Genomic DNA, 4,822 nt, shown 5'->3' on the forward strand with positions numbered 1-4,822 from the left:
TTGCGAGCGTAGCGAAGCAATCCAGAATCTTTCCGCGGAGACAGTATGGATTGCTTCGCTGCGCTCGCAATGACGGAGCAAGTGGTGAGGCCATCGCTCTCCAATTCACATCTCAAACAGCAGGCACATCATCGCGTTCTCGCGGCGCATGTCGCCCGAGTTATGCCTCTAGCATTGCCCTTATCGAGACAAGGGCGCAGGGAAGGCCGGGCGCCGGCTGGCACCCGCAGGTCCGTGCGCTACAAAGAGTGCACACGGGGTGGACCACAGGTGATGCCGGTCGCCCGGCCTTCCCTGCGCGAATGGTTTTAACGGTGTCCTTCGTGCTCTCCTCGGGGAGCGATGCACTATTGCCCCCGTCGCCTCACGGTTGGCTGATGTGCGCGTCCGGTCGGGCAGCGCACATCACCGCAAGGCTTGACGCACAGACCCCGGGCGTCGGGACCACACGACTTCTCCGTCCGCGCACGTCTTCGCATGCATCCTCGACGGCTGGCGTGTGCTCACCGTCGCGGCCATGCGAACACGCTGTCGGCGCCGTGTCGTTCGCGCGAAGGCAATTGCTCACGGTTTCCCGCCCTGCAATGCCGMTCGCGCCCGACGCCGTCGCGTCCATCGCTGCCCGGCCCGCGGTTCGTGACGATCGCGATCCGCCCCTTGTCTCGGGCCAGGGTGTCCAGTGTGTACGCGAAATCCGAATTTCGGTAAAGTGGAATATATTTGCGGCGGAGGATTGACAGGCGAGGCGGGAGATTTGTGCGGGGTGTTTTGCCCGACGGGCGAGGCGCCGCTCCACCCAATGCCGTCATGCCCCGGCTTGACCGGGGCATCCAGTACGCCGCGGCGTCTCTGGATCACATCGCTGTCTCTGGAATACTGGATTGCCCGCCTGCGCGGGCAATGACCGCGAGGGGATGGCAAGGCCGGAGTGTTCGTGAGATCTCGTAGCCCGGATGGAGCGTAGCATAATCCGGGGAGGTCGTGTAATGCGGCGATAGCGGTCCCGGATTTCGCTGCGCTCCATCCGGGCTACGGGAAGGGCGCTACTCCGCCGACAGCCGCACCATCTGGCGGCCGCCGTTCATGTCTTTCAGGCTGTTGACGAAGTTCTCCGGGCGCTGCCAGCGATAGGGAACCTTCAAGCCCATGAACTCGGCGATGTCGCCGATGAAGCCGGTGCAGTTGGTGGTCTCGGCGTTCCAGACCGGCGAGCTCGCCTGCRATTTCTTGATGTAGGCGAACACGCGCTTGGCGTCGGCTTCGTTCAGATAGACGCGATAGCTCGCCGTCAGATATTCCGGATCGAGATCGCCGTAGCTCGCGCCGGTCTCGGACGGCACAAAGGTGAGGTGACCGAGCACGTAAGCAAGGGTGTCGCCGGCGGGCGTCAGGCCTGCGACCTCGACGGCGCGCTCGCTGGTCTTGCCGTACCAGACGAAGGCGTGGCCCCAGCTCGCCGCCGTCCGGGCGCGGAAGTCGACGTAGTAGGGGCCTTTCTCCGCACGCGCGACGGGCCGCCGCGACTGCGGCGCCGGTCGCGATGCGGTGTCGGTCGTCGCAAGCGCATTGGCATCGGCCATGCGCTTGTTCGCTTCGTGGGCCGAAGCCGAGGGCGTCGTGCACGCGATCATCGCCGCAAGCGCGAACCCCGCAAGGATGCAGGATCCCGATCGATCAGGTTTGTTCGTCACGCTGTGCCCCCTCGGCTGTCGGCCGCTTACGCAGATGCTGCGCGTTTGTCGCTACGCGTCAGTAGCGCGCTGCGACCGGGCCGGGCGCCTTGCCGATCGGGGCCTTGCCAACCGGGCTCTTGCCAATCGGCATCTTGCCGATCGGCGCCTGCTCCGCCGGATAGACAGGCACGGGCTGCCGGCGCGGCAGATCGGCAGCGTTCGCAGCCGTCACCAGAGCAAGCGTCGCACCCAGAACAATTGCAATCTTCTTCACAGTCATACCCCTAGAAGGTTTGGTCCAAACACGGCAGTGCCGTGCCCCCAGACACACCTCACAGAAGGGCGGCCGAATGCGTCCAAGTTGCGGCGCGCGCGGGACATGTTGGCGGCATATATCGGGCGCGCGCAGATGTGATGTGTGTCTGGATGTTTCGTCGGTTCGCGGCGGAGAGTATTCGTAGCCCGGATGGAGCGTAGCGCAATCGGGGACCAGTGTAGCCGCTTTGCACGACCTCCCCGGATTTCGCTTCGCTCCATCCGGGCTACCGGCGGTCCGTTCTCACCCGATCCGGTTCAGGCTGTTCCTGATCGTCGAGAAGATGCCGCCGATGTCCTTGCGCAAGGCATCGAGGGCGTTGAAATTGTCGAAGATGCGGGCGAGGCGGTCTTCGACCTCGCGCTTGCTTTTCGTCAGCGCGTCGACGCGCGAGGCGAGGGGCACGCCGCCGTTCGCCTCGATCTCGCCGACGGTCCTGGCGAGCAGGTCGCGGGTGGTGCCGACCTCGGCGATCAGCGCCTCGATGCCGAACACCGGGGCCTTCAGCGGGACGAGGTCGGCCTGCGACTTCGACAACTCCGTCTTGAAGGCGTTCAGCGTCGCCAGCGTCTCCTGCAAGGCGCCGAGGCGCTGGCGCGACTGGATGACGAAATCGTTCAGCGCGTTCTGGCGGTCGACGAGGGTCTTGCCGTCGGCGTCGGTCTCGACATCCGCGAGCGAGCGTTCCAGCTGGGCCTGGCGCTGGCCGAGCTCCTCGAAATCGAGGCGGATCGCCTTGAGGATGTTGAAACTGTCGTCGATGCGCGCCAGGCGCTGCTCGATCTCGATCTTGTTCTTCGACAGCGCCTCGACCCGCGTGCCGAGCGGCGCTTCGCCGCCGGTCTCGAGCTCGTCGATGCTCTTGGCGAGGCGGTCATGGCTGAGGCCGAGCTCGCTGATCACCGCGTTGATGCCGGCGTCCGACGACCGCAACGGCACCAGCTCGGCGTGGGATTTCGCCAGATCTTCCTTGTACTGGTTCAGGGTCGCGAAAATGTCCTGGACCGTGTTCACCCGCGAGAGCAGCGCCGAGACGTCCCGCGCGATGTCCTTGAGCCGGTCGGCGAGGTTGTTCTTGCGGTCGTCGGTCTCGAGGTCGTGGAGCGACCGTTCGAGCTGGTTCTGGCGGTCGCGGATCTCGGTGAAAACCGGTTCGACCGCGCGGCGCTGCTCGGCGACCTTGCCGACCATCTCGCGCAGGCCTTGCTGGCGGCGGCGGATCTCGGCGAGCTGGTCGTGCATGTCGGTGGATTCGTTGCGGCCCTGCTGCAGCCGCGCGCGCTGCTCGGTCTCGCCCAGCTTGTCGTGAAGGGCGGAGACGGCTTCCCTTGGGTCGCTCTCGATCAGGTGCTGGACGGTGGCGTCGAGGTGGTTTTGCAGGGCGTGAGCGGCGACAACGTCCTCGCGGGTCTTCTTCAGGCGGTCGCGCAGCGTGCCCAGACGCCGGTCCTGACGCGAGAGCCGCCAGGCGGTTGCGCCGATCAGCGCCAGCGCCACGGCCGGGAGCGCGCCGGTCGCGATGCGCTGAGGCATGGGGAGGCCCGCCAACAGGGCGGGCAAGTGGGTGAGGTCGTAACCAAACGCCTGCTGGGCGAGAAGCGCGATGGCAGCTAGCAGGACAAACCAGGCAACCAGGAAGAACAGCCACATCGTGACGTCCTCAAGCCGGGACACATTCTCGCCATAGTTGCTATGGGAGAGCGGAACCGAGATCAAGGGGCGCGCGGATTGTCGGAGGTTTCCGATAGCGCGACCTGTGGACGGCGGCGTCAGCCGATCGGTGGAAGGCGCGGATGGTTGCCGGATTTTCCCTAGGTGGGCGCTGGCCAGTCCTCAGTCGTCATTCCGGGGCGGCGCGTAGCGCCGAGCCCGGAATCCATAGCCACAAGCAGCGGTTGTGGAGCGAGATCGACGTGGCGCCTAATCCCTCACCCAAATTGCATTCGTGGTTATGGATTCCGGGCTCGCGCTACGCGCGCCCCGGAATGACGGAAGGCTACAGCCGAAACTCGTTGGTCAATTCGCCAATGCCGTCGATCGCGACGGTCACGGTGTTCACCGGCTCCTTCATCACGCCGACGCCGACGGAGGTGCCGACGGCGATGAGGTCGCCGGGGAGCAGGGTCATGTCGTGGGAGATCCTGCTCACCAGTTCCTGCGCGGTGAAGATCATGTCCGAGATCGGATAGTTCTGCCGCTCCGCGCCGTTGAGGATGGTGCGGACCACCAGTTTTGCCGGATCGAGGCCGGTCGCGATGACGGGGCCGAACGGGCCGTAGTCGTCGATGCCCTTGGCGCGCGCCCATTGCGGGAAGGTGGGATCGCGGGTCAGGATGTCGTTGGCGGTGATGTCGTTGACGCAGGTGTAGCCGAAGATGAAGTGGTCTGCTTCCGCGGGCGAGACGCGGGCGCAGGTCCTGCCGATGACGATGCCGAGCTCGCCCTCATAGGTGGTCTTGCCGTCGTAGTAAGATGGACGGCGGATCACCGCGCCCGGTGTCGTGATCGTGGTGGTGGCCTTCAGCAGATAGAGCGGCTCCGGCGGCTCGGGCTGGTTCAGCTTGGCCGCGAGCGCGTGGAAATTATTCCAGAGCGCGACGATCTTGCTGGGCGTGCAGGGCGCGAGCAACTCGACCTCCGACAGCGCCAGCGTCCTGCCGGTGGCGGCATGGCGGCCGAACATCTCGCCCTCGTGCACGCTGATGCCTGAGGACGTCAGGGTGCCGAAGCCGGTTGCACCGCTATGGCGGTAGCGCAGCCATTGTTTCATCTCGCCAGCCATCACGCCACCGCCAGTGCACGGGGATCGACGGGCGCGGAGACGCCATCATAG

4 protein-coding genes are annotated in these 4,822 nt (G+C 65.5%); all 4 read right to left on the bottom strand.

Annotated features, from left to right (window positions below; translation table 11 throughout):
• Positions 1 to 1,043 precede the first annotated feature (1,043 nt).
• The gene (locus AC1D00_RS26925; protein WP_477012741.1) at positions 1,044 to 1,691 is read right to left on the bottom strand and encodes a hypothetical protein; all 648 of its coding nucleotides are present in this window, start codon (positions 1,689 to 1,691) and stop codon (positions 1,044 to 1,046) included.
• A gap of 58 nt (positions 1,692 to 1,749) precedes the next feature.
• Positions 1,750 to 1,953, bottom strand: coding sequence for a hypothetical protein (locus tag AC1D00_RS26930; RefSeq protein ID WP_135172588.1), 204 nt, complete (start codon positions 1,951 to 1,953; stop codon positions 1,750 to 1,752).
• 279 nt (positions 1,954 to 2,232) lie between these two features.
• The gene (locus tag AC1D00_RS26935) at positions 2,233 to 3,639 is read right to left on the bottom strand and encodes a hypothetical protein (RefSeq protein ID WP_477012742.1); all 1,407 of its coding nucleotides are present in this window, start codon (positions 3,637 to 3,639) and stop codon (positions 2,233 to 2,235) included.
• 346 nt (positions 3,640 to 3,985) lie between these two features.
• Complete coding sequence (locus AC1D00_RS26940) at positions 3,986 to 4,759, bottom strand: fumarylacetoacetate hydrolase family protein (RefSeq protein WP_167770436.1); 774 nt, start codon at positions 4,757 to 4,759, stop codon at positions 3,986 to 3,988.
• Between the last annotated feature and the right edge of the window lie 63 nt (positions 4,760 to 4,822).

This window comes from Bradyrhizobium sp. P2_E8 (genome assembly GCF_056403875.1).